The following is a 20,295-nucleotide window of genomic DNA, read 5'->3' as shown; positions in this document are numbered from 1 at the left end:
CCCCTACCGCGCGAACACCCGCCTCAACCAGTCATCGACAAACCCCGTCGGCGCATAGGCCGGATCACCGAGGCTGCGGTTGATTTCCGCATGGCCTTTCAACCCTTCGCCGGGAAAGCTGCCATGCTCGACGCGGCTGCCGCCCTTTTCGAGCGCGGCGCCGAGCGCCTTCGCCTGCCGCACGCCGTCGGCGCGCTGGACATAGAGGAGCAGGAACTCGCGCGCATTGGGGGCCGCGGCCTGTTGCGTCGGCGACAACGCTTTCTGTCGCACGGGGTCGCTGCCGAATGCTTGGCGGTAGGTTTTCTGCATGATCGGCGGCCCGTCCTGCATCTGCGCCGCGACGTCATAAGCCGCGCCGTCGATCGGGATGACGCCCGCGATGTCGGCAAAGGACAGGCCAGCGCCGCGCAGATAGCGTTGGTCGGTGCCGACCAGCGCGACCAGATGCGCGCCCGCGCTGTGCCCCATCAGCACGATGCGCCGCCGGTCGATGCCGAGGCTGTCCGCGCGGTCGATCAGCGCCTTGACCGCGCCCGCGACATCGGCCGCCTGCTGCTCGACCGTCGCGGCGGGGACGAGGCGATAGTTGATTGACGCAAAGGCATAGCCCTGTTCGGGATAATGCACGGCCTTGAAGCGCCCGGTCGCATTGTCCTTGTCGCCGCGTTTCCACCCGCCGCCATGGACAAAGACGATCAGCGGTGCCGGACCCTTCGCGCTTTTCGCGCGCCACAGGTCGAGCGCCTGGAGCGGGTCGCGGCCATAGGAAATCGTCTCGCTTCCCGGCGCCTTCGGCGCATTGTCCGCACCCATATGCTCGGCCAGCCGCGCGCCGATCCGGTCGCGCAGCCGTTCGCGCGCATCGGCAAGCGGGCCCGGAATGCCACCGCTGCCGATCACGAAGGCCAAAAGGCCGAGCCAGCCGATCCATCGCCGTCCGTTCATGCGCTATCTCCTGCTTTCCGACGCAGCGCTTAGGCCGAAATTGTCGCAATTTCGTGCCAGCCGCGCTTGTATCCGCGCGCAAATCCGCTAAGGCCGCGCCGGGCCGAAAGGGCCGCTTTCAGCAGGACAGCGTCATGGCAAATGTTACCGTCATCGGGTCGCAATGGGGCGACGAGGGCAAGGGCAAGATCGTCGACTGGCTCGCCAGCCGTGCCGATGCCGTGGTCCGGTTCCAGGGCGGTCACAACGCCGGCCATACGCTCGTCGTCGGCGAGCAGGTGTACAAGCTGTCGCTGCTGCCTTCGGGCATCGTCACCGGCACGCTGTCGATCATCGGCAATGGCGTCGTGCTCGATCCCTGGGCGCTGCGCGACGAGATCACCAAGCTGCGCGGCCAGGGGGTCGAGATCAACGCCGACAATTTCGCGATCGCCGACAATTGCGCGCTGATCCTGCCCTTTCACCGCGACCTCGACGCGCTGCGCGAAACCGCGGCGGGCGCGGGCAAGATCGGCACCACCGGGCGCGGCATCGGCCCGGCCTATGAGGACAAGGTCGGTCGCCGCGCGATCCGCGTCTGCGACCTGGCGCACCTCGACCATCTCGAACCCCAGCTCGACCGGCTGACCGCGCACCACGACGCGCTGCGCGCGGGCTTCGGCGAACCGCCCATCGACCGCGACAAGCTGGTCGCCGACCTCAGGGAAATCGCCGATTATGTGCTCGAATATGCGCAGCCGGTGTGGAAGCGGCTGAAAAAGGTCCGCAAGGCCGGCGCGCGCATATTGTTCGAGGGCGCGCAGGGCGTGCTGCTCGACATCGACCACGGCACCTATCCCTTTGTCACCAGCTCGAACACGGTGAGCGGCACCGCGGCCTCGGGATCGGGTCTCGGCCCCGGCGCGGTCGGCTTCGTGCTCGGCATCGCCAAGGCCTATACCACCCGCGTCGGCAGCGGCCCCTTCCCCACCGAACTGGAGGATGAAACGGGCCAGCGTTTGGGTGAACGCGGGCATGAGTTCGGGACCGTCACCGGGCGCAAGCGCCGCTGCGGCTGGTTCGACGCCGTGCTCGTGCGGCAGAGCTGCGCGGTATCGGGCGTCACCGGCATCGCGCTGACCAAGCTCGACGTGCTCGACGGCTTTGACACGATCCGCATCTGCACCGGCTACCGTCTCAGGGGAAAAATCCTCGACTATTTCCCCGCGCACGCCGCCGATCAGGCCGCGGTCGAGCCGATTTACGAGGAAATGGACGGCTGGCACGAATCGACCGCGGGCGCACGCAGCTATGCCGACCTGCCCGCGCAGGCGATCAAATATATCCAGCGCGTGCAGGAACTGATCGAAACGCCGATCGCGCTGGTGTCGACCAGCCCCGAACGCGAGGACACGATCCTGATCCGCGATCCCTTCAGCGACTAGGACGCCACGCCCTTCCTTTCCGGCACCGGCCGTGGCACCAAGGCGCCATGACCCGCACCATCCTTGTCCTTTATGGCAGCTATCGCCGCGACCGGCAGGGCATCAAACTCGCCAACTGGCTCGTCGACGCGTTCGGCGCGCGCGGCGATACCGCCGAGCTGATCGACGCCAGGGCCGCCGGCCTCCCCATGCTCGACCGCATGTATAAGGAATATGCGAAGGGCGAAGCGCCGCCCGCGATGGCGGAGCTCGCGCACAAGATCCGCGCCGCCGACGGCTTCGTCTTTGTCACCGGCGAATATAATTGGGGACCGCAGCCGGGATTGAAGAACCTCACCGACCATTATCTGGAGGAATGGTTCTGGCGGCCGGCGGCGATCGCCTGTTATTCGGCCGGCCCCTTTGCGGGCGTGCGCGCGATGATGGGGTGGCGGGACATATTGGGCGAAATGGGGATGGCGGTGATCTCCTCGATCCTGACGGTCGGGCGGATCGGCCATGCGTTCGACGGTGACGGCAAGCCGACGGGCGACGACGGTGTGCGGCTGGAAAAGGCCTTCCCGCGCTTCGCCGACGACCTCAACTGGTGGATCGACGCGGCGAAGGCGCAGCGCGAACGGCAGGCGCCGCCCTACTAGAGCGCGATGAGCCGGAGGCGACGCGGCGATCTCCAGCCATCGGTCTCGCGCACGTCCGATGGCTGGAGATTGCTTCGCTGCGCTCGCAATGACGAGAGGTGCCTAACCCGACTTCAGCTCCGCCTTCAGCCGCAGACTGGCGCGCCAGAAGAAGAAGGCGGGGATCAACCCGAGCCACGCCGCGCCATAGAGGACATAGCGCACGCTTTCCTGCCCATAGGCGGGCGCTAGCAGGTCGGAGAGCACCCCGAACAGGAAGGGACCGAAACCCAGCCCGATCAGATTCTGCCCGAACAGCATGATCGACGCCGCGACCGCGCGCGCCTGCGGCCGCACCAGCCCCTGAACGCAGCCATAGGCGGGGCCGTAATAGGCCGAATTGAGGATCGTCGGCACGATGAGCAGCGCGACCGCGACCAGCCAGTTCTCCATATAATAGCCAAGGAACAGGATTGGCGCGGCCACCGCCATGCCATAGGCGGGGAAGGTCAGGATATGCTTCCTGTCGCGTTTGCCGAACATATCGGCCATCTTGCCGCCGAGCCAGGTGCCGAACACCCCGGCGAGGCCGAGCACCACCGCCATCGACAGCCCTGCCTCGGTCGTCGACAGGCCATGGCTGCGGATGAAATAGCTGATCGTCCACAGCGCCTTGCCATAGCCGAGGAACGCGGTGACCGACGCGGCGATCAGGATGTAGAGGAACGCGCGCGAGGTGAAGATTTCCCTCATCGCCTCGCCGGTCGAGAGCCGCACCACCGCGGCGGCGCTCGCCGCGGCTTCGGCGGTGCGGCGATGGCGCGGCTCGCGCATCACGAAGAGCACGATCAGCGCGAGGAGCAGGCCCGGCGCCCCGACGAGCATCAGCGCGATGCGCCAGCCGTAGAGGTCGTTGACGATGCCGCCGATGATCAGCCCGAGCAGCGATCCGATCGGCACGCCCATGCCGTAAAAGGCGATGGCCGACGAACGCTTTTCCGGCGGCACGCTGTCGGTGATGAGCGAGTGGGCGGCGGGCGTGCAACCCGCCTCGCCGACGCCGACGCCGATGCGCGCGAGCAGCAATTGCACGAAGTTTTGCGCGAGGCCGCACACCGCGGTCATCGCCGACCAGATGGCGAGCGCGGCGGCGATCAGCCGGACGCGGTTGGTGCCGTCCTTGTCGGCATAGCGCGCGATGGGAATGCCGAGCAGCGCATAGAAGACCGCAAAGGCCGGGCCCGCGAGCAGGCCCAGTTCGGTATCGGAGAGCCCAAGGTCGGCCTTGATCGGTTCGGCGAGGATGTTGACGATCTGCCGGTCGAGGAAATTGAAGATATAGACGATGAGCAGGATCCACAGCATCGTCCGCGTCTGTGCGGCGGCGCTGTCGACGGGGGCCGACCCAAGCCCCGCGGCAAGCGCAGGTTTTTCGTTCATCATTCTCTCCCGAAGACGAAGGGTGAAGACCGGGGCGGCGGCTGTCAATGCCGCTGCGGCGCGATGAAAATCGCCGCTTGCGATTGCCGCTACGGCTGCCAGCCCTCGGCCCCTGATATTTTTTCGGCAGAACCGCAGCCGCGAAGAGCAATGCTCGCACTAACGCCTGTCGCGGCGCTTGTTCCACCCGATTTCTTCGATCTCGAGCAAATCCATCGGGACGCGAATGGTGCGGATCGCCAATCGCACTTCGATCAGGAACAGGATCAGCGACACGAGCAGCAACAGCATCGCCGCCGCAAAAGCCCATGACGCCGCGACCGCCAGATTGGCGCCGGTGAAAGCCTGCGTAAACAGCAGCGCGACGAGCAGGCAGACGACAATGCCGCCCGCCACCGCAGCGAGGATCGAATTGTTGATCACCGCCATCCGCCGGTCGGCGACGCGCAGTTCGGCGACGATGCGATCGTGCTCGGCGCCCTCGGTTTCGGGCCAGCGCTCCATCAGCACGCGCGAGCGGTCGACCACGCGCGCGAGGCGTCCCGCGATGACGTTCAGCAGGCTGCCGGTCGCCACCAGCAGGAACACCGGCGTGACCGACAGCTGGATCGTCTGCGCGATGGCGCTCGCGTCGAGGCTCATTTATCCCGCGCCGCCGGCGGCGATCGAAGGTGTGTTCACGCCGTGCATGGCCAGAAACTTGCGGATGTTGCGCGCCGCCTGCCGGATGCGCTGTTCATTTTCGACCATCGCGATGCGGACAAAGCCCTCGCCATCCTCGCCATAACCAACGCCGGGGGCGACCGCGACCTTGGCGTGGGTCAGCAGCTGTTTGGAAAACTCGAGGCTGCCCATCTCCCTGAGCGCGGGCGGCAGCGGCGCCCAGGCGAACATCGACGCGGGCGGGCTGGGGATGTCCCATCCCGCTCGGCCGAAGCTTTCGACCATCACGTCGCGGCGCTTCTGATAGAGCTGGCGGTTCTTCTCGACGATGTCCTGCGGCCCGTTGAGCGCCGCGCACGCCGCGGCCTGAATGGGGGTGAAGGCGCCATAGTCGAGATAGGATTTGACGCGCGTCATCGCGGCGATCAGCCGCTTGTTGCCGACCGCAAAGCCCATGCGCCAGCCCGCCATCGAATAGGTTTTGGACATCGACGTGAACTCGATCGCGACGTCCTTCGCGCCCGGCACCTGCAGGATCGAGGGCGTCGGGTTGCCGTCGTAATAAAGCTCCGAATAGGCAAGATCGCTGAGCACCCAGACCTTATTCTCCTTCGCCCAGGCGACAAGACGTTCGTAAAAAGCGAGATCGACCGCCTCGGCGGTCGGGTTCGAGGGATAATTGACCACCAGGATCGACGGGCGCGGCACGGTGAAGGCCATCGCGCGGTCGAGCGCGCGCCAGTAATTCTCGTCGGGCGTCGTCGGCACGCTGCGGATCGTCGCGCCGGCGATGATGAAGCCGAAGGTGTGAATGGGATAGCTGGGGTTCGGCGCGAGCACGACGTCGCCGGGGCCGGTGATCGCGGTCGCGAGGCTCGCGAGCCCCTCCTTCGACCCCATCGTCACCACCACTTCGCTTTCGGGGTCGAGGTCGACGTTGAAGCGGCGGCCGTAATAATTGGCCTGCGCGCGACGCAGACCGGGGATGCCTTTCGACTGCGAATAGCCGTGGGCATCGGGCTTGCGCGCGACTTCGCACAATTTGTCGATCACATGGTCGGGCGGCGGCAGGTCGGGGTTGCCCATCCCCAGGTCGATGATATCCTCGCCCGCGGCACGCGCGGCCGCACGCATCGCATTGACTTCGGCGATGACATAGGGCGGCAGGCGCTTGATGCGATAGAATTCATCGTCGGACATGGGAAACTAGAACAACTCCTTTACGTATGCGTTTGAATTGACGCGAGCGGCAACCTCGCCAGCCGCGACGCGGCTTGTTATAGGGATTCTCACGGCACTGACCAGCAGGAACCAGCATGACCGATATGGGCGAGGACAAGAGCAGCGGCGCGGCGAATCCCTTCATGCCCTCGCCCGACGACGTGCAGCATTGGACGAGCGTGATGGGCCGCGCGCAGCAGATGATGCTCGACTATGTGCTGGGACAGGCGAATCAGCGGAACAGCGCGGCGGCGAACCTGTTCGACCCGGCCAGCTGGCTCCAGAATCCGACGACGCAGCTGTGGGCCGAACAATCGACGAAGATGTGGGAACAGGGGGCCGCTTTCTGGGCCTCGCTCGCGACGCTCCAGCCGTCGTTGACGCCCGATGCCGACGCGCGACAAGACAAGCGCTTCGCCGACCCCGACTGGACGACCAACCCGGTCTTTGCGCTGATCCGCCAGACCTATGGCCTGCTTGCCGAACAATTGCTCGCGACCACCCGCAACATGCAGGGGATCGACGAACAGGCGCGCGCCAAGCTGGAGTTCGCTGCAAAAAATATGGCGGAGGCGCTGTCGCCCTCGAACCTCGCGATCACCAATCCCGAAGTGATCAAGCGCGCGGTCGAAACGCGCGGCGAAAGCCTGCTCAAAGGGCTGGGGCATATGCTTTCCGACCTGTCGCGCGGACAGCTTTCGCACGTCGATCCCGATGCGTTCGAGGTCGGCGTCAATATCGCCACGACGCCGGGCAAGGTCATTCACGAAACCGACCTGTACCAGCTGATCCAATATGATCCGGCGACGAAAGATGTATTCGCCGTCCCGCTCGTCATCTTTCCGCCGTGGATCAACCGTTTCTATATCCTCGACCTCAATCCGCAGAAAAGCTTCGTCAAATGGGCGACCGAACAAGGGCTGACGGTGTTCATGGTGTCGTGGAAGTCGGCCGATGCCTCGATGAGCGAGATTGTCTGGGACGATTATGTTTCGGCGCAGGTCGATGCGATCGACACGGTGCGCGACCTGCTCGACGTTCCGCACGTCCACACGATCGGCTATTGCGTCGCGGGCACGACGCTTGCCGCGACGCTGGCGATGCTCGCCGCGCGCGGCGAGGCCGACGGGGTGAAATCAGCGACCTTCCTGACCGCACAGGTCGATTTCGAGCTGGCGGGCGACCTCAAGCTGTTCGTCGACGACGCCTATCTGGCGCTGCTCCAGCAATTATCGGCGCCCGGCTATCTCGACGGGCGCTATATGGCCGCCACCTTCAACAGCCTGCGCGGCCGCGACCTGATCTGGAATTACGTCGTCAACAATTATCTGCTCGGCAACGACTATCCGCCCTTCGACCTGCTCTACTGGAACGGCGACACGACGAACCTGCCGGCGAAGTGGCACCGCCAATATCTGACCGAGCTCTATCGCGACAACCGGATGGTGATCCCGAACAGCCTGTCGGTGTGCGGTACGCCGATCGACCTTCGCAAGATCGCGACGCCCGCCTATATCCAGGCGGGACGCGAAGATCATATCGCGCCGGCCGCCAGCGTCTGGCGGATGATGCATCATCTGTCGGGGCCCAGAACCTTTCTCCTCGCCGGGTCGGGACATATTGCGGGCGTCGTCAACCCGCCCGCCGCGGGCAAATATCAATACTGGACCGGCGACAATGATGCCGTCACGCTCGACGATTTCATCGCCGGCGCGACCGAAACCAAGGGCAGCTGGTGGCCGCACTGGGCCGGCTGGATTGCCGCGCAGGACGACAAAAAGGTTCCGGCCAAGGGCGCGCGTATCCCCGGCAAGGGGCGCCGCAAGGCGATCGAGGACGCCCCCGGCCGCTACGTCAAACAGCGGTAACATCCCCCCGTTAGAGCGGCGTGCCGGGCCGGGGTTTTCGATTCTGTTGTGCGCTGCACAATTTTTCTCTTGAAATCGCCGATCCGCTCCTATATTGTGCAGTGCAACATAAAGGAGTTGTCCCGATGGCTACAAAGATGGATAGTGCCGAAAAGGCTTTCGAAGCCGCGACGCTGGAAACCGCCGCCAAGCCGGTGGCGACTCCTGCTGTCCCGGCTCCGACCGCCGCCCCGGCAGTCGCGCCCGCCGTGGCGCCCACCAAGACGAAGCCGGTGAAGGCAAAAGCCAAGCCGGTTGCAAAAAAGGCCGCTGCTCCCAAGGCCGCTGCCACGAAAGCCGCCCCTGCGAAGGCGGCCGTGAAGAAAACTGCCCCCAAGGCTGCGCCGAAGTCGGTCGCCGCCACCGCCAGCAAAGGATTCAAGACCATGAACGACACCGTCAAGAAAATCGCCGAAGACGCCAAGGTCCGCGCCGAAGCGCTGACCGCCGACTTCAACGAAAAGGCGAAGGAAGCGATGGCCAAGACCAGCAAGCTTGCCGAAGAAGCCGTCGAGTTCAACAAGGCGAACCTCGAAGCGCTCGTCGAGTCGGGCAAGATCGCGGCCAAGGGCATGGAAACGCTTGGCCAGGAAGGCGTCGCCTTCGCCCGCAAGAGCTTTGAAGACACGACCGCCGCGCTGAAGGGCTACACCGCCGTCAAGTCGCCGACCGAGTTCTTCAAGCTTTATGCCGAAAACAGCAAGAAGGCGTTCGACGCCGCCGTTGCGCAGACTTCGAAGACCAGCGAACTCGTCGTCAAGCTGACGAATGACAGCTTCGCGCCGATTTCGAACCGCGTTTCGGTCATCACTTCGAAGATGAAGGCCGCCTAAGCGCTTTCACCTTCCTCTCGTCGGTGCGGGCACCCTTCCCCCTCCCCCCGCCTGCGCCGACGCCCCCAAGGCCGCCCGCTTCCTCTGGAAGCGGGCGGTTCTTGTTTGGCGCCCCGACCGCGGCGTGCGAAAAGGGGGTTAATGCGGCACCGCGCCCCTTGCGATTCCGCCCCGGCTTGCGATATTCCCCGTGATGATGCTTCCCGCTTCGAGCCCCCATATGGTCCGCGCCATGGCGGACAAGGACGACGATGCCACCGGCACGCCCGGCGTCGGCATCGCGACGCGCACGCGCGCGAAGCCAAAAAAACCATCGATGTACAAGGTGCTGCTGCTCAACGACGATTATACGCCGATGGAGTTCGTCGTGATGGTGCTGCAACGCTTTTTCAACATGGACATCGAACGCGCGACCCAGGTGATGCTGCACGTCCACCAGCAGGGCGTCGGCGTGTGCGGCGTGTTCAGCTACGAAGTCGCCGAAACCAAGGTCAATCAGGTGATGGACGCCGCGCGGCAGAACCAGCACCCGCTGCAATGCACGCTGGAAAAGGCGTGACCCTAGGCGCCCCTGGCCGCCTGCTCGGCCCTGAGCGCTGCGGAGAGCTCCCCTTTCAGATCACCGTAGCGCAGTAACTCGCCGCAGCCGGGACAGACTGTCGACGTCCCGACGTCGGCACCGCATGTGCGATGACTATAGCGCACGGCCGGGCCCGACCCCGTCTCACCCTCGTCATAGGCCCAGCGTTCAGCCCAGTTGCGCATCGCATAGAGGACGTCGAACAGGTCTTTACCCTTCGCGGTCAGGCGATATTCGTGGCGTGGCGGTCGCTGCTGATAGGCGTGGCGCTCGACCACCCCTTCCCGTTCCAGCAGCTTCAGCCGCGCCGACACGAGCTGCGGCCCCAGCCGCGTGTTCGTCGCGATCGCCTCGAACCGCCGGCGCCCAAAAAACAGGTCGCGCAGGATCAGCAGCACCGCGCGGTCGCCGAGCAATTCCGCCGAGCGCCCGACGGGGCAGAAAGTATCCGACAGGTCTGCGCGTTTGGGCATCGTTCCAATCAACCGGAAAATTATCACTTGTCACTATGATTATCATAGTTACTATCGGGTGCAAGAGGAGAGTCGCGCATGTCCCATCCCGCAGCTGTCATCATCGGAGCCGGAGACGCCACCGGCGGCGCGATCGCGCGCGCATTTGCCGCCGCAGGCCTTACCGCCTGCGTCAACCGGCGGGCCCGCAACGCCGACCAGCTCGAAGCCCTCGCCCAGTCGATCCGCGACGCGGGACACAAGGCGCGCGCTTTCCCCGCCGACGCCCGCGACGAGAACGCAATGATCGAGCTGTTCGACACGGTCGAGGCCGAGGTCGGGCCGGTCGAGGTGGCGGTGTTCAACATCGGCGCCAACGTCAATTTCCCGATCGCCGAAACGACGCTGCGCGTTTACACAAAGGTGTGGGAAATGGCGTGTCTCGGCGGCTTCCTGATGGGGCGCGAGGCGGCAAAGCGCATGGCGCCGCGCGGCCGCGGCACGATCATCTTCACCGGCGCAACCGCCAGCTTGCGCGGCGGATCGGGTTACGCCGCCTTTTCGGGTGCGAAGGGGGCGCTCAGGATGCTCGCCCAGTCGATGGCGCGCGAACTGGGGCCGCGGGGCATCCATGTCGCGCACACGGTGATCGACGGCGCGATCGACACCGATTTCATCAGGGGCCGCCACCCCGATTTCGACAATGCAAGGGCGCAGGACCTGATCCTGAACCCAGAGGCCATCGCCGCCAATTATGTGACGCTCCACAAACAGCCGAAAAGCGCGTGGACGCACGAACTCGACCTTCGCCCGTGGGGAGAAACATGGTGACCAAAAGCCTCGAACTCATCTTTGATTTCGGCAGCCCCAACGCCTATCTGGCGATGAAGGCGCTCCCCGACCTGCTCGACCGCACCGGCGCCGATCTTGTCATTACGCCGTGCCTGCTCGGCGGCATCTTCAAGGCGACGGGGAACAAGGCGCCGATGGTGCAATATGCCGATGCGCCCGCCAAGCTCGCTTACGAGAATCTGGAGATGCGGCGATTCATCGCCCGGCATGGCCTCACCAGATTTCGCCTCAACCCGCATTTCCCGGTCAACACCTTGCTGATCATGCGCGGCGCGATCGTCGCCGAGGACGAGGGCCTTCTCGACGACTATGTCGACGCGGTGAACCGCGCGATGTGGGAGGAAGGGCTGAAGATGGACGATGCGGAGGTCGTTACGTCCTTCCTGTCGGCGAACGGTTTCGACGGTCCGGCATTGCTTGCGCGCACGCAGGAGCCGGACATCAAGGCCAGGCTCGTCCAAAACACCGAAGCCGCGGTCGCGCGCGGGGTGTTCGGCATTCCGACCTTCTTCGTCGGCGACGAGATGTTTTTCGGTAAGGATCGGCTGGGCCAGGTCGAGGAGGCGCTGCTCGGTTGACAATGGGCCGAGGCGGGGGCTGCTTTGGGGTGGGGAGCGGACGTAGCCCTCTCCCCTTCAGGGGAGAGGATAGCGCAGCTTGCTCCGCCAGGAGCTAGCGAAGCTTGGAGAGGGGAACACCGCCAGTCCCCTCTCAACTCCGGCTAGCCAGCAAGCTGGCAAGCCTGCGTATCTCTCCCCTGAAGGGGAGAGAGCCACTATGGCCACTTCCGGCCGAAACCGGACATCGCCTTGACCGCCCCGACCACCGCACCCGCTTGCACGCCCCCGTGCATCCGCTAAAGACCGCGCATGGATCAAATCGTCATTCGCGGCGGCCAGCGACTCAAGGGCCGTATTCCCATCAGCGGTGCCAAGAACGCCGCGCTCACGCTGCTGCCGTGCGCGCTGCTCACCGACGAGCCGCTGACCTTGCGCAACCTGCCGCGGCTCGCCGACGTCGACGGGTTCGGGCATTTGCTCAACCAGCTTGGTTGTTCGACGACGATCGAGGGATCGCGGCCCGAGGATTTCGGCCGCGTGATGACTGCGCGCGCGACGACGCTGACCTCGACCGTCGCGCCCTATGACATTGTGCGCAAGATGCGCGCGTCGATCCTCGTGCTCGGCCCGCTGCTCGCGCGCGCGGGCGAGGCGACGGTGTCGCTCCCCGGCGGCTGCGCGATCGGCAACCGCCCGATCGACCTGCACCTGAAAGCGCTCGAAGCCTTTGGCGCCGAGATCGAACTGGCGTCGGGTTATGTGAAGGCGGTGGCGGCGGGCGGACGTCTTGCGGGCGGCAGATTCACCTTCCCCGTCGTGTCGGTCGGCGCGACCGAAAATGCGGTGATGGCGGCGGTGCTCGCCAAGGGCACGTGCGTGCTCGAAAATGCGGCGCGCGAGCCCGAGATCGTCGACCTGTGCAACTGCCTTGTCGCGATGGGCGCGCATATCGAGGGCATCGGCACCGAAACGCTGACGATCGAAGGCGTCGACCGCCTGCACGGCGCCACCTATCGCGTGATGGCCGACCGCATCGAGGCGGGAAGCTACGCCTGCGCCGCGGTGATTACCGAGGGCGACGTCGAACTGGTCGGCGCCAAGGCGAGCGAGATGGAAGCGACGCTCGCCGCGCTGCGCGAAGCGGGCGCGACGGTCGAGGAGACAAAGGGCGGCATCCGCGTCGCCATGGCGGGCCGCGCGCAGCCGGTGACGCTGAGCACCGCGCCCTACCCCGGCTTCGCCACCGACATGCAGGCGCAGTTCATGGCGATGGCGACGCTCGGCACCGGCGCGTCGCTGTTCACCGAAACGATCTTCGAGAACCGCTATATGCACGTTCCCGAGCTGGCGCGCATGGGCTGCGACATCCAGGTCAAGGGCCGCACCGCGGTGGTGCGCGGGGTCGACCGGCTGATCGGCGCGCCGGTGATGGCGACCGACCTTCGCGCCTCGATGAGCCTGATCATCGCCGGACTCGCGGCCGAGGGCACAACCGAGGTGAACCGCGTCTATCACCTCGACCGCGGTTACGAGCGGCTGGAGGAAAAGCTCCAGGCCGTGGGCGCCGACATCGAGCGGATCAGCGCGGGGTAGGCGTCAGCGTCTCGGCGCGGCCGTAAGTGCCGCGCGCCTCGCCCTTCATCCAGTCGCCAAGCAGCTTCAGATAGCCGTCGGTGATGCGCGTGTAGGACCGCTTGCCGTCGGGGCCGGTCGTGAACTCGATCATGCCATGGTCGGTGCCGGGAAACAGATAGACGTCGATCGGTTGCCCTGCCGCCCGCAATTCGGCCAGCGCGGCGCGTGTCGTTTCGATCGGGGCTTCCCGATCCTCGCCCGCGAGCACCCACAAGAGCGGCGTGCGAAGCCGGCGCAGCGCCGCCACCGCGTCATAATCCCAGATCAGTTCCAGATTGTCGAAGCGCGCCCGCCCGATCCGGCGCAGCTCAGCATTGGACATCCGCAACATCATCCCGCTGTGCTCGCCCCGTATCTGCGTGGCCCACGGCTTGTCCGCGAGCGCGGCGCGCGCGGCGTCGAGTTCGACATAACCATCCTTGAAGTTCGACAGCAGCAGCCTGGCCGTTGCTGCCGACAGGCGGTTAACGAGCGCTTCGGCATCGGCGCCCAGCCCCGCCGCGCGCACTTCGGAGATCATCTGCTCGCGGTCCTCCTCGATCGGCGAGGCGACGAGGCCGAAACCGACCGCGACAAAATCGGCGGGGGTCAGCGTCGCGGCGAGCGGAGCGACCCACCCGCCCTGGCTGCCTCCGAAAAAGCCCGCCCTCCCGGCATGTCCGGGCAGCATCGCGCGCGCCTGCCCGAGTGCCGCAGCGGCGTCGCGCGCGAGCAATTCGAAGTTCTGCGTATATTCGCCCTCCGATGCGCCGGTGCCGCGTTTATCATAGACGAACACCGACAGACCTTGCGCCGCCATCGCATAGCCATAGATGCCGCCGATCGGCGACGTGCGTTCGGAGCCATGGACCATCACCACCAGCGGCCGCTGCGGATCGCTGCCCGGCGGTTCGATCAACATGCCCGACAATTTGGATCCCGCGCTGTCGAAGGTCGCCGGGGTTTCGCGAAGGGCGATGCGCGCCCACGTCTCCGCCTCGGCGCCCTTGCCAATGCGCACGCCGTCGGGAGCGCAATCGAGCGGCGCGTCGGCATCGCCCGTCGATCCGCGGCGCCCGTCACGGAACAGATAGCGTAGCCCGCCCGCCGGATTGACCGTCGATTTTGCCAGCGCGACAAAGTCGCCGTCGGCGCCGCGATAAGCGCCCGCTTGACAGAACGGTTGAGCAAAGGCTGGCTGAGCAAGAGTCGCCGCGACGGCGAAAACGAGAAGTTTGCGTATCATGGCAGCGCCTTAGCGTCCGCCCCGGCGCCGTCGCAACGGCTTTCGATCAACCGTCGGAATCGACCGGCAAAGACACCATATTGCCGCTGACCGACGGACGCTCGGGACGCCTGGCGACCGCGATCACCAGCCCGATCAGCGCGACGATACCGCCCGCGACCGACAGCATCGCCCAGCGATAATCCTCGAACGCCGTCGAAAAGCCCATCGCGATGATCGGGATGAGCACGCTCGACCACGCCGCCTGCCCCGGCCCGACCGCACGGATGACGTTGAAGTAGAGGGGGAAGGTCACGGCGCTGGCGACGACGCCCAGATAGAGAACGCCGCCCAGATACACCGCCGTCGGCTCGACCACCGGCGGGCCGGTGGTGATCCACGCCCAGGCGCCGTCGGCGAGCGCGCCGAACAGCATCGCCCAGCCGATCATCACGACCATTGATTGCGCGCGCGCGATCGCGGTGCCCTGCATGACATTGGCGATCGAGGCGCTCATCACGCCAGCGAGCGTCAGCGCGGTGCCGAGCAGCACCTCGCCCGCGCCCAGCGCCGCGGCGCGATATTCGTGCAGGATCATCAGGCCCACGCCGACGATCGCGATCCCCGCGCCGAGCAGAAAGCGCCCCTCCAGCGGTGTCTTGAGGAAAGCGCGTCCCATCAACGTATTGGGAACGATCAGCAGCGCGAACAGCACCGCGACAAGGCCCGACGTGATATGCTGCTCCGCCCGGTAGACGAAGTTGAAGTTCAGGGCGAATTGCGCGACCCCAAGTGCCGCGGCGAAGAGCATCGCGCGCTTGTCGAGCCGCAGCCGCTCGCCGCGGATGAGCGCAAAGGCGAACATCGCCGCGGCGGCGATGGCGAAGCGATAGGTCACCGACCAGCTGGGCGGCACGACGCCGAGCTGTCCCTTGATGACGATCCACGTCGACCCCCAGATCAGCGTCACCAGAAGAAAGGGCAACAGGACGCGCGGGCTGAGCAGCGTCGTCGGCGCGGCGCTCATAGCGCACCGATCGCGGCGGCGAGCGGCGCCACCGCTTCGGCATCCTGATCCCAGCTGACGACGAGCCGCGCCGCACCCTCACCCCAGTCGTAAAAATCGAACCCCGCACCGCGCAGTTTCGCCGCCTCGTCATTGGACAACCGCACGAAAAGCTCGTTCGCCTCGACCGGATACAGGAGGCGGCTACCGCACGCCGCCGCGAGTTTCGCGGCGCCCGCATTGGCGGCGCGCGCATTGGCGAGCCAGAGGTCGTCCTTCAGCATCGCGCGAATCTGTGCCGCGACGAAGCGCCCCTTGCTGAGCAGGTGCCCGCCGCGCTTCTTGAGCTCGCGCACCCCCGCGCCGCCGCTGCCGCCGAAAAAGACGATCGCTTCGGCCATCATCGCGCCATTCTTCGTGAAACCGAACGACAGCGCATCGACCCCGGCGCGCCAGGTCACGTCGGCGGGCGCGCAGCCGAGGAAAGCGACGGCGTTGGCGAAGCGCGCGCCGTCCATGTGGAGTTTCAGCCCCTTGCGCCTGGCAATCTCGCTGATCTCGCCAATTTCCTGCGGCCGCCACGCGAGGCCATATTCGGTCGCGTTGGTGATGCTGACCGCCGCGGGCTGAACCTGGTGGACATCCTGCCGGATACCCGCGATTCGCGCCTTCAGCGCCGCGGTGTCGATCTTGGCGCCGCGGCCGGGGAGCGGCATCAGCGTGGCGCCGCCCGAATAAAAGGTCGGCGCGCCGCATTCGTCAACCTCGATATGCGCTTCCTCGTAACAGAGGATTCCCTGCCACGGCCGGACGAAATGCGCGAGGATGATGCTGTTCGCCGCGGTCCCGGTCGATACCCAGACGACTTCGCAGTCGGTTTCGAACAGGTCCGAAAAGGCCGCGTCGAGCGACTGGCTGAGCGCGTCGCCGTCATAGGCTGTATCGACATGGTTGGCGGCGACGAGCGCCTCCATCACGGCGGGGTGGACCGCAGCGGCATTGTCCGAAAAGAAACGGGTCGCGGTCATGTCGCGCGCCTCAGCGCCCCTGTCGGGCAAGCAGTTTGAGCCGCAGCGCGTTGAGCCTGATGAAGCCGGCCGCGTCCTTCTGGTCATAGGCGCCGGCATCATCCTCGAACGTCACATGGCGTTCGCTGTACAGGCTGAACGGCGACTTGCGGCCGACGACGCTGGCATTGCCCTTGTAAAGCTTCAATCGAACCGTGCCGGTGACATTCGCCTGGCTGTGGTCGATCGCCGCCTGCAACATCTCGCGCTCGGGGGCGAACCAGAATCCGTTATAGATCAGCTCGGCATATTTGGGCATCAGTTCATCTTTGAGGTGCGCCGCGCCGCGGTCGAGCGTGATGCTTTCGATGCCGCGATGCGCCCGCGCATAGATTTCGCCGCCCGGCGTTTCGTACATGCCGCGCGACTTCATGCCGACGAAGCGGTTTTCGACGAGGTCGAGGCGGCCGATGCCATGCTTGCGGCCCAGGTCGTTGAGTGCCGCGAGCAGGGTCGCGGGCGACATCGCCTGCCCGTTCAGCGCGACGCCGTCACCGCGCTCGAAATCGATCGTGATATATTCGGGCGTATCGGGCGCATCCTCCGGGTTCACCGTGCGCGAATAGACATAGTCGGGGGTTTCTTCCCATGGATCCTCGAGCACCTTGCCTTCGGACGATGTGTGGAGGAGGTTCGCGTCGGTGCTGAACGGGCTTTCGCCGCGCTTGTCCTTGGGCACAGGAATCTGATGCTGTTCGGCCCACGCGATCAGCGCGGTGCGGCTGGTCAGATCCCATTCGCGCCAGGGCGCGATCACCTTGATGTCGGGATTGAGCGCATAGGCCGACAGCTCGAAGCGCACCTGGTCATTGCCCTTGCCCGTCGCGCCATGCGCCACCGCATCGGCGCCCGTTTCCCTGGCGATCTCGACCAGCCGCTTCGAAATCAGCGGCCGCGCGATCGACGTGCCGAGCAGGTAATCGCCCTCGTAGCGCGCATTGGCGCGCATCATCGGGAAAACGAAGTCACGCACGAACTCCTCGCGCAAATCGTCGATATAGATATGTTCGGGCTTGATCCCCATCAGCTCGGCCTTGGCGCGCGCGGGTTCCAGCTCCTCGCCCTGCCCCAGATCGGCGGTAAAGGTCACGACCTCGCAGCCATAGGTCACCTGCAGCCATTTCAGGATGACGCTGGTGTCGAGACCACCCGAATAGGCAAGGACGACGCGCTTGATGGAATCGGACATGGCTGCACCTTTGGCGAGGGAGGGACGCGGGCGCGGCTAGCAGGGCGGCGCCCCGCACGCAACCGGCGCATTCGTGCCGGGTGCTGCGCGCGATATTCGCTTGGCGGCCCGCGCACCCCTCGTTAGTGTCAAAAGATACTACGTCTCATCGATGGGGAATATCATGCGCCTGACCCTTGCTTTCGTTTCCGTTGCCGCGGCCACCTTTGCCCTTTCCTCCCCCGCCGCCGCCGAAGAGGGGATGTGGACGTTCGACGCGGTGCCGACCGACGCGATCAAAGCCGCCTATGGCTGGGCGCCCGACCAGAAATGGCTCGACCACACGCGCGCCGCCGCGGTGCGGCTGACGGGGGGCTGTTCGGCATCCTTCGTGTCGAACGAAGGGCTGATCCTGACCAACCATCATTGCGTCGTCGGCTGCCTCCAGAATCTCTCGAGCGCCGACAGCGATCTGGTCGCGGGCGGGTTCAACGCCGCCGACCGCGCGCGCGAACTCAAATGCCCCGGCCAGCAGGCCGAGGTCGTCACCGCGATCACCGATGTCACCGGCTCCATCCGCGCGGCGATCGGCAGCCTGACCGGCGAGGCGCTGGTCAAGGCGCGTGACGCGCGCATCGCCGAGATCGAGTCGGCCGAATGCCCCGACCGCGACACGACGCGCTGCCAGGTCGTCACACTGTTCGGCGGCGGCCAGTACAAGCTTTATAAATACCGCAAATACAGCGACGTCCGCATCGCCTGGGCGCCCGAGTTCCAGGCGGCCTTCTTCGGCGGCGACCCCGACAATTTCAACTTCCCGCGCTATGCGATGGATGCCGCCTTCCTGCGCGCCTACGAGAATGGCAAGCCCGCCGCGACGCCGGCCCACCTCAAATGGAATCCGCGCGCGCCGCAGGAGGGTGAGATCACCTTCGTCGTCGGCAACCCCGGATCGACGCAGCGGCTGCTCACCGAAACGCAGCGCGCCTTCCAGCGCACCGAACGTCTGCCGCTCACACTGCTTCTGCTCTCCGAATATCGCGGGCGGTTGATCGCCAGCATGGATGAAAGCCCCGAAAAGGCGCGCGAGGGCGCTGACGAACTGTTCGGGATCGAAAACAGCTTCAAGGCGCTGTCGGGTCAGTTTCGCGCGCTCAACGACCCCGCCTTCACCGCGCAGATGGCGGCCGCCGAGGCCGAACTGCGCGAAAAGGTAAGGGGCAATGCCGAAATCGGCGATCCCTGGAGCGAGATCGACGCGGCGATGGCCAAGCGGCGCGACACCTATCTCGACAGCGTGTTCCTCGAACGCGGCCCGGCGAGTTTCTCGACGCTCGCGGGCTATGCGCAGACGTTGGTGCGCGCCGCCGAGGAGCGGGCAAAGCCGAACAGCGAGCGCTTGCCCGGCTTCACCGATTCGGCGCTGCCGCTGACCGAAAAGAGGCTGACCGATCCGGTGCCGACCTATCCCTGGCTCGAGGAGCTGGCGGTCGCTTTCTGGGCGAGCAAGGCGCGCGAATATCTGGGCACCGACAATGACGACATCAAGGCGCTGCTCGGCAAGGAAAGCCCCGAAGCTCTCGCCAAACGGCTGGTCACGGGCACCAGGCTCGCCGACCCCGCCTATCGCCAGCAATTGTGGGACGGCGGCGCGGCGGCGATCGCGGCGTCGGACGATCCGATGATCCGCTTCTTCGCCAGACTTGACCCGCGCTCGCGCGAGATCAAGGCGGCGTTCGACCGCGACTATGACGCGCCGGTCACCGCGGCGCAGGCGCGGCTCGCCAAGGCGCGCTTCGCGGCCTATGGCGATGCGCTCTATCCCGACGCGACCTTCACGCTGCGCCTGTCCTACGGCCAGGTGAAGGGGTGGACCGAGCGCGGCAAGCCGGTGCCGGCGATGACGCGGATCGGCGGCACCTATGACCGCGCGACCGGACAGCTTCCCTACAAGCTCGCCGAAGCGTTCGTGACCGCCGAAAGCCGGATCGACAAAAATGGCGTCTATGATTTCGTGACGACGAACGACATCATCGGCGGCAACTCCGGATCGCCGGTGATCGCGCGCGACGGCAGCGTGATCGGCACCGCCTTCGACGGCAATATCCATTCGCTCGGCGGCAATTTCGGCTATGACGGCACGCTCAACCGGACCGTCGCGGTGTCGACCGCGGCGATCCAGCAGGCGCTCGACGTGATCTGGCCCGCCCCCGCGCTGGCCGCCGAACTGAAGGGCGGCAAGCGCCGGTAGGGGGCCGCGTCGCGACAGGAGGGATCGGATGGCCAAGGCCGAACTCAAGACCAAGGCGACCGAGGTTTCGGTCGCCGACTTCATCGCCGCGGTGCCCGACGCACGGCGACGCGAGGAAGCGGCGGTGGTCGATGCGATCCACCGCCGCGTCACCGGCCACGAGCCGAAGATGTGGGGGCCATCGATCATCGGCTACGGCAGCTACGACTATGTCTATGAGAGCGGCCGCTCCGGCACCTTCTGCCGCGCCGGCTTCAGCCCGCGCAAGGCGGCGATGACCATCTATCTGATGGGCCGGTATTGCGACCGGCAGAAGGACGCCGATGCGCTGTTCGCGCGGCTCGGCAAGCACAGGACGGGCAAGTCGTGCCTCTATATCAATAAGCTGGCTGACGTGGACCTTGATGTTCTGGAACAGCTCGTCGCGCTGAGCTGGGATGCGATGAACGAACGATACCCCGATTAAC

General features: G+C 65.8%; 19 protein-coding genes. 10 read left to right on the top strand and 9 right to left on the bottom strand.

From position 1 onward, the window contains the following. Nucleotides 1-3 precede the first annotated feature (3 nt). Nucleotides 4-948: an alpha/beta hydrolase gene (locus SALA_RS02560; RefSeq protein WP_011540823.1), complete on the bottom strand. Its 945-nt coding sequence runs from the start codon at nucleotides 946-948 to the stop codon at nucleotides 4-6. 134 nt (nucleotides 949-1,082) lie between these two features. Between SALA_RS02560 and SALA_RS02555 the strand changes: the two genes are divergently transcribed. Further along, complete coding sequence (locus SALA_RS02555) at nucleotides 1,083-2,372, top strand: adenylosuccinate synthase (protein ID WP_011540822.1); 1,290 nt, start codon at nucleotides 1,083-1,085, stop codon at nucleotides 2,370-2,372. 47 nt (nucleotides 2,373-2,419) lie between these two features. Beyond that, nucleotides 2,420-3,010, top strand: coding sequence for an NADPH-dependent FMN reductase (locus SALA_RS02550; protein ID WP_011540821.1), 591 nt, complete (start codon nucleotides 2,420-2,422; stop codon nucleotides 3,008-3,010). A gap of 102 nt (nucleotides 3,011-3,112) precedes the next feature. Here the strand turns inward: SALA_RS02550 and SALA_RS02545 are convergent, their stop codons facing one another. The 3 genes from SALA_RS02545 to SALA_RS02535 all read right to left on the bottom strand — a co-directional run bounded on the left by SALA_RS02545 (nucleotide 3,113) and on the right by SALA_RS02535 (nucleotide 6,292). Beyond that, nucleotides 3,113-4,429, bottom strand: a complete 1,317-nt coding sequence (locus SALA_RS02545; RefSeq protein ID WP_011540820.1) for a spinster family MFS transporter — start codon at nucleotides 4,427-4,429, stop codon at nucleotides 3,113-3,115. Nucleotides 4,430-4,588: 159 nt separating this feature from the next. Further along, nucleotides 4,589-5,071, bottom strand: a complete 483-nt coding sequence (locus tag SALA_RS02540) for a DUF2721 domain-containing protein (RefSeq protein ID WP_011540819.1) — start codon at nucleotides 5,069-5,071, stop codon at nucleotides 4,589-4,591. Continuing rightward, nucleotides 5,072-6,292 (bottom strand): LL-diaminopimelate aminotransferase, encoded by a 1,221-nt coding sequence (locus tag SALA_RS02535; RefSeq protein WP_011540818.1) that lies wholly within the window; start codon nucleotides 6,290-6,292, stop codon nucleotides 5,072-5,074. Nucleotides 6,293-6,408: 116 nt separating this feature from the next. Here SALA_RS02535 and SALA_RS02530 point away from each other — a divergent pair, with 116 nt between their 5' ends. The 3 genes from SALA_RS02530 to clpS all read left to right on the top strand — a co-directional run bounded on the left by SALA_RS02530 (nucleotide 6,409) and on the right by clpS (nucleotide 9,612). After that, nucleotides 6,409-8,181, top strand: coding sequence for a PHA/PHB synthase family protein (locus tag SALA_RS02530; RefSeq protein WP_011540817.1), 1,773 nt, complete (start codon nucleotides 6,409-6,411; stop codon nucleotides 8,179-8,181). 125 nt (nucleotides 8,182-8,306) lie between these two features. Further along, nucleotides 8,307-9,053, top strand: coding sequence for a phasin family protein (locus SALA_RS02525; protein ID WP_011540816.1), 747 nt, complete (start codon nucleotides 8,307-8,309; stop codon nucleotides 9,051-9,053). 220 nt (nucleotides 9,054-9,273) lie between these two features. After that, nucleotides 9,274-9,612 (top strand): ATP-dependent Clp protease adapter ClpS, encoded by a 339-nt coding sequence (gene clpS / locus SALA_RS02520; RefSeq protein WP_237700913.1) that lies wholly within the window; start codon nucleotides 9,274-9,276, stop codon nucleotides 9,610-9,612. A gap of 2 nt (nucleotides 9,613-9,614) precedes the next feature. Here clpS and SALA_RS02515 read toward each other — a convergent pair whose 3' ends face one another. Next, the gene (locus tag SALA_RS02515) at nucleotides 9,615-10,106 is read right to left on the bottom strand and encodes a winged helix-turn-helix transcriptional regulator (protein WP_041383012.1); all 492 of its coding nucleotides are present in this window, start codon (nucleotides 10,104-10,106) and stop codon (nucleotides 9,615-9,617) included. A 78-nt stretch (nucleotides 10,107-10,184) separates the two neighbouring features. Here SALA_RS02515 and SALA_RS02510 point away from each other — a divergent pair, with 78 nt between their 5' ends. From SALA_RS02510 to murA, 3 genes are all read left to right on the top strand, one after another. Continuing rightward, complete coding sequence (locus SALA_RS02510; RefSeq protein WP_011540813.1) at nucleotides 10,185-10,916, top strand: SDR family NAD(P)-dependent oxidoreductase; 732 nt, start codon at nucleotides 10,185-10,187, stop codon at nucleotides 10,914-10,916. Then, nucleotides 10,910-11,515 carry a 2-hydroxychromene-2-carboxylate isomerase gene (locus tag SALA_RS02505; protein WP_011540812.1) on the top strand — a complete coding sequence of 202 codons (606 nt, stop codon included), beginning with the start codon at nucleotides 10,910-10,912 and terminating at the stop codon, nucleotides 11,513-11,515. Before SALA_RS02510 ends, SALA_RS02505 begins: the two co-directional genes overlap by 7 nt. A gap of 291 nt (nucleotides 11,516-11,806) precedes the next feature. Then, entirely contained in the window at nucleotides 11,807-13,090 is a 1,284-nt protein-coding gene (gene murA, locus SALA_RS02500; RefSeq protein ID WP_011540811.1) for a UDP-N-acetylglucosamine 1-carboxyvinyltransferase, read from the top strand. Here murA and SALA_RS02495 read toward each other — a convergent pair. Genes SALA_RS02495 through SALA_RS02480 form a run of 4 tightly spaced genes read right to left on the bottom strand, consistent with a single transcriptional unit; the run spans nucleotide 13,077 to nucleotide 17,598 of the window. After that, entirely contained in the window at nucleotides 13,077-14,357 is a 1,281-nt protein-coding gene (locus SALA_RS02495; protein WP_011540810.1) for an alpha/beta hydrolase family protein, read from the bottom strand. The two genes, murA and SALA_RS02495, sit on opposite strands and share 14 nt — an antisense overlap. Before the next feature lie 46 nt (nucleotides 14,358-14,403). Then, nucleotides 14,404-15,363 (bottom strand): DMT family transporter, encoded by a 960-nt coding sequence (locus tag SALA_RS02490; protein WP_011540809.1) that lies wholly within the window; start codon nucleotides 15,361-15,363, stop codon nucleotides 14,404-14,406. Then, nucleotides 15,360-16,370: a threonine aldolase family protein gene (locus SALA_RS02485; protein ID WP_011540808.1), complete on the bottom strand. Its 1,011-nt coding sequence runs from the start codon at nucleotides 16,368-16,370 to the stop codon at nucleotides 15,360-15,362. The genes SALA_RS02490 and SALA_RS02485 overlap by 4 nt, the downstream gene beginning before the upstream one ends. Before the next feature lie 10 nt (nucleotides 16,371-16,380). Beyond that, nucleotides 16,381-17,598, bottom strand: a complete 1,218-nt coding sequence (locus SALA_RS02480; RefSeq protein WP_011540807.1) for an argininosuccinate synthase — start codon at nucleotides 17,596-17,598, stop codon at nucleotides 16,381-16,383. Between the two features lie 163 nt (nucleotides 17,599-17,761). On the opposite strand from SALA_RS02480, the gene SALA_RS02475 reads away from it, so the two are divergent. Together SALA_RS02475 and SALA_RS02470 are read left to right on the top strand one after the other, a co-directional pair. Then, entirely contained in the window at nucleotides 17,762-19,828 is a 2,067-nt protein-coding gene (locus SALA_RS02475; protein ID WP_011540806.1) for a S46 family peptidase, read from the top strand. Between the two features lie 28 nt (nucleotides 19,829-19,856). Next, nucleotides 19,857-20,294, top strand: coding sequence for a DUF1801 domain-containing protein (locus SALA_RS02470; protein ID WP_011540805.1), 438 nt, complete (start codon nucleotides 19,857-19,859; stop codon nucleotides 20,292-20,294). The last annotated feature ends 1 nt before the right edge of the window (nucleotide 20,295 follow it).

Source organism: Sphingopyxis alaskensis RB2256 (assembly GCF_000013985.1).
In the GTDB taxonomy this organism is placed as follows: domain Bacteria; phylum Pseudomonadota; class Alphaproteobacteria; order Sphingomonadales; family Sphingomonadaceae; genus Sphingopyxis; species Sphingopyxis alaskensis.
This window is presented reverse-complemented; position numbering and strand designations above follow the sequence as displayed.